Origin of the sequence: Bartonella sp. AA78NXGY (assembly GCF_042197005.1) — a bacterium.
Taxonomy (GTDB): Bacteria; Pseudomonadota; Alphaproteobacteria; order Rhizobiales; family Rhizobiaceae; genus Bartonella.
In genome coordinates, this window is record NZ_JBHIRI010000042.1 from 1 (window position 1) to 4,354 (window position 4,354).

Genomic DNA, 4,354 nt, shown 5'->3' on the forward strand with positions numbered 1-4,354 from the left:
CCTGATACTATAGAGCCAGCTGCAAGTGATGTAAGCTTGCTGTTCTCTTTATTGTCCCCATGCGTCGCTACAAACGCACCTTTAGTCTTGCCCCATAACAATGCATCGCCTTGAACTGCTTGCGTAATATTACTTAGTTTTTCATCAAACTTTTTGACCTCATTAGACAGATGAGTGTTCACATTCTTGACACTCGTATCAAGACCCGCAAAGGCGCTACCAACATCGTTATGTGAATTAGTCGTTACTGTACCATCGTCAGAAACATTAGAGATTTTATAAGTCGGAACTGTAAAAACACCCTCTTTAAAGGATGCTTCTCCACCAAGAAACTTAGCTAAATCCTGAGAAATTGTATTGATCTGACTACCATTAATCGCATCATATGAACTCTCACCAATGACACCATCTTTGACATTATGAAGTGCAACTGGTCCTGCATCCTTACCTTTGCCTAAAGTCACACTGCTATAGTCAACTATTCCGTCTTCTTTTTTATCGTAGAGAACCACTGCTGAATCTTCTGACTGAAGGCTGCTGGAAAGATCCTTCAGACTTGCATCAAGCTGCGCTTTATTGACTGCCTCGTCCCCATTTTGCGCTGCCTTAACACCAGAAAGAATTCGAGCATCACCATCTCGATTTAAAATATTGATTTTATTGCCGCCTCTTTCCGCACCAATAGTAATAAGACCCATCCTATCCTGCTTGACAAGGCTTTCACCTTTCACATTGGCAATCTCATTATTAATCTCTTTGCTGATCTCATTTCTAATATTTGTGAAAGAATTACCAACTCCAGCCAAAGCATCCGCCACATTGCCATAGTCTATCTCTTCAGAGTTACCATCATCCTTAACTGTCTTAACCTTAAAACTTGGAGCTTTCCATTTGCCCTCTTTATCATAACCTGCACCTCCACCAAAATAGGTTGCAAGTTGTTCGTTCAGCGAATAAAGCTGTCCACCCGTGACAGCATCCGTTGAATCTTTAGAAACATCACCATCTAAAAGAAACGTAATTTTGCTGTTATCTTGAGTGGCTACAGCTCTGCCTTTTTCTTCTTTGCTCTTTTCATGACGTGCTACAAAGGCGTTGGCTTCATCATTCCATAACAAAGCATCACCTTTAACTTGCTGAGTAATATTCGTTATGTTTTTAGTAAGTTCGCTAAACTTATTTGTTACATTATCATTGACATTCTTGATATTGCTATCAAGCTGGCTTTTGTTAACAGCGTCATTATTGTTCTTTGCTTCCCCAACACCTGAAAGTGTCCGGTCTTCTTTCTTACTGTTGGCAATGTTGATTTCACTACCTTCTACTGCATCTCCAATAGTGAGACGACTCGTTGTCTTATCTTGCTGAACAAAGCTCTCGCTTTCCACTTTGGTAATCACATTATTAACCTGTTCAGTCAATTTATTCTGAACATTCGTGATAGAACTTCCAACACTGGCAAGTGCATCTGCTACATTCTGATAATTCTTGTCAAAAGAAGTACCATCCTCACCAAACTGCTTGATCTTGAAATCCGGTGCTTTCCATTTGCCCTCTTTATCATAACCTGCACCACCACCAAAATAGGTTGCAAGTTGTTCGTTCAGCGAATAAAGCTGACTACCCGTTACGGCATCTGTTGATGTAGCGCTAATCTCACCATTTGCAAGGAACGTAATTCTACTGTTTTCTTGTGTCCTGACAGCTTTGCCTTTTTCTTCTTGCTTCTTCTCATGACGTGCTACAAAGGCATTGGCTTCATCATTCCATAACAAAGCATCACCTTTAACTTGCTGAGTAATATTCGTTATGTTTTTAGTAAGTTCGCTAAACTTATTTGTTACATTATCATTGACATTCTTGATATTGCTATCAAGCTGGCTTTTGTTAACAGCGTCATTATTGTTCTTTGCTTCCCCAACACCTGAAAGTGTCCGGTCTTCTTTCTTACTGTTGGCAATGTTGATTTCACTACCTTCTACTGCATCTCCAATAGTGAGACGACTCGTTGTCTTATCTTGCTGAACAAAGCTCTCGCTTTCCACTTTGGTAATCACATTATTAACCTGTTCAGTCAATTTATTCTGAACATTCGTGATAGAACTTCCAACACCTGTAAGTGCATCAGCTACATTCGTATAGTTCTTGTCAAAAGAAGTACCATCCTCACTAAACTGCTTGATCTTGAAATCCGGTGCTTTCCATATGCCCACTTCATCATAACCAGCACCACCACCAAAATAGGTTGCAAGCGTGTTACCCATTGCATAAAGTTGACTACCAATGACAGCATCCGTTGAGCCGGGGCTGATCTCAGCCTTTTCTAGAAACGTAATTCTACTGTTTTCCTGTGTCCTTACAACTCTGCCTTTTTCTTCTTGCTTCTTCTCATGACGCGCTACAAAGGCATTGACCTCATCATTCCATAACAAAGAATCCTGTGCTACTCCTTCAGAAACTTCTTTAATCCGTGCATTCACATTCTTGATATTTGTATCAAGACCAGTAAATGCACTACCAACATCTTTAAAAGAGCCCTCTGTTATATTACCCTTTGTATCAATCTTGGATAAGTTATAAGTTGGTCCCGTCATAGCAGAACCAGCAACTCCTGCACCTCCACCAAAATATTTTGATGTATTGGCCATAGCCGTTTCCAGATTTCTCGCTGTGGACGAAAGACTCTCATTGGTTTTGCTTAACTGTGAAAAATTAACTGCATCGTTCGCTCCAGTGCCATCAGACACTCCTGTAATCTTTTTACCCCCAGCATCTATCCCAGAAATGATTATTTTCGGTCCACCTGTAATCACTAAGCCCGTTGCGTCTAAGGTACTGCTTCCTGCAGTTACTTTATTGACTGCGATTTCCTTAGCTAGATCAAATTTTATATTATTGTCATCTTTGCCTTTTGTAATCGTAAGATTTGTACTTCCAGCGGAAAAATCTACCGCGCTGTCCATGATAACGCTCTTACCATCCTTACCCCCAACAGATAGTTTCCAACCGCCATTTCTCACGACACTTTCTAAGTCTTTTAACTGTACAACATTTACTGCATCAGTAGGGTCACTACCAGCTGCTACACCTATAATCTGCCGCGTCACGCCCGTACTTTTGCTACCAACACTAACGGCACCCTGCGTACTTTTCCATTGCGCTTCAGTGCTTTTTGTCGCCCCCTGCAGCGAAGAAGCATATCCTGGAAGACCTAGAGCCCTATCAGCGATAACATTACTTCCTATAGCAACACCACCTTGTACAGAAACTATAGAACTGGCACCTATTGCGATACTGCTTGGAGCAAAAGCGTAAGACATGGAACCTATAGCAATACTATACAGCGCCTCCTTTGTTACAGATGCATTGTAACCAAGAACAATCCCCTTTTCTGCATAATTCTTCGCGCCATAACCAAGAGCCATTGCATAATCACCAGTTGCAAGTACTCTATTTTTTTCATCAATATTCTGTATTCCTTTAGGGTCATCAGTAGCTCCAACACCACCGATTGCAATGCTATAAACACCTTCCGTTTTTGCCCCCCGCCCTAAAACGACAGAACCATACGCGCCCTTAGGTGACTCTGCCATATAACCAATAACAGTACTCCAACCATCACCAGCTTTTGCTCTGTACCCGATAGCAACAGAACCGTATACACCTCTCCCATCAACACTACCAACCACATCGTCACCAATAAAAACACCCCACTTGCTGTTTGTATAATTAATCCCACTACCCAAAATAATATTGTTATTTTGAGAACGTTGCATTCCTGCAGTTCCGCCCCGCAAAAGGTCAGAAACATTAACAGGGATTGCATTCTCATTATTCCCTGCAAACTGTTGGGCTGTAGAGCTATCACGAACAAGCGACCGTGGACTAATGAGAGACTTTTTATATTGCTCGTCTGTACCTAGGGTTCTTACCAATAAATTTTTGCTATCTTCCGCAAGAACATTTACGATAGGACTCTTATCACCCTTACCAGAAAAGGTTTTGGTTAAAAAATTTGCATAATCTTCAGAAGCATTCAAACCAGCAACAGAGAGAAGGCTTTGTGGATAAGATACACCAGCACTTTTTACACCTTCAAGAAACGTGTTTCTAAAATCAGGATTTGCTGAAAAAACAGGCGTAACATTCGATAAGAATGTAGCCGCTATAGCCAACGAAAGAACTTTAACAAAAGAAAAACGAGAACGTTTTAATTCACTCGCAGCTTGTGGGGCATATAATTTTTTCATAACAAACTCTCCAATGAAAAAACTTAAAAACACCTCCAAAACATAAAAAAGACACATTTTAGCATTATTGATCCCTTTGGAATTTAGAGTAGAGGATCATTGCT

At 40.7% G+C, this 4,354-nt stretch carries 1 pseudogene; it reads right to left on the reverse strand.

The window, feature by feature from the left end:
- Positions 1 to 4,250: pseudogene (locus ACFINL_RS09370) on the reverse strand (hypothetical protein); the annotation flags it as partial.
- Positions 4,251 to 4,354 lie beyond the last annotated feature (104 nt).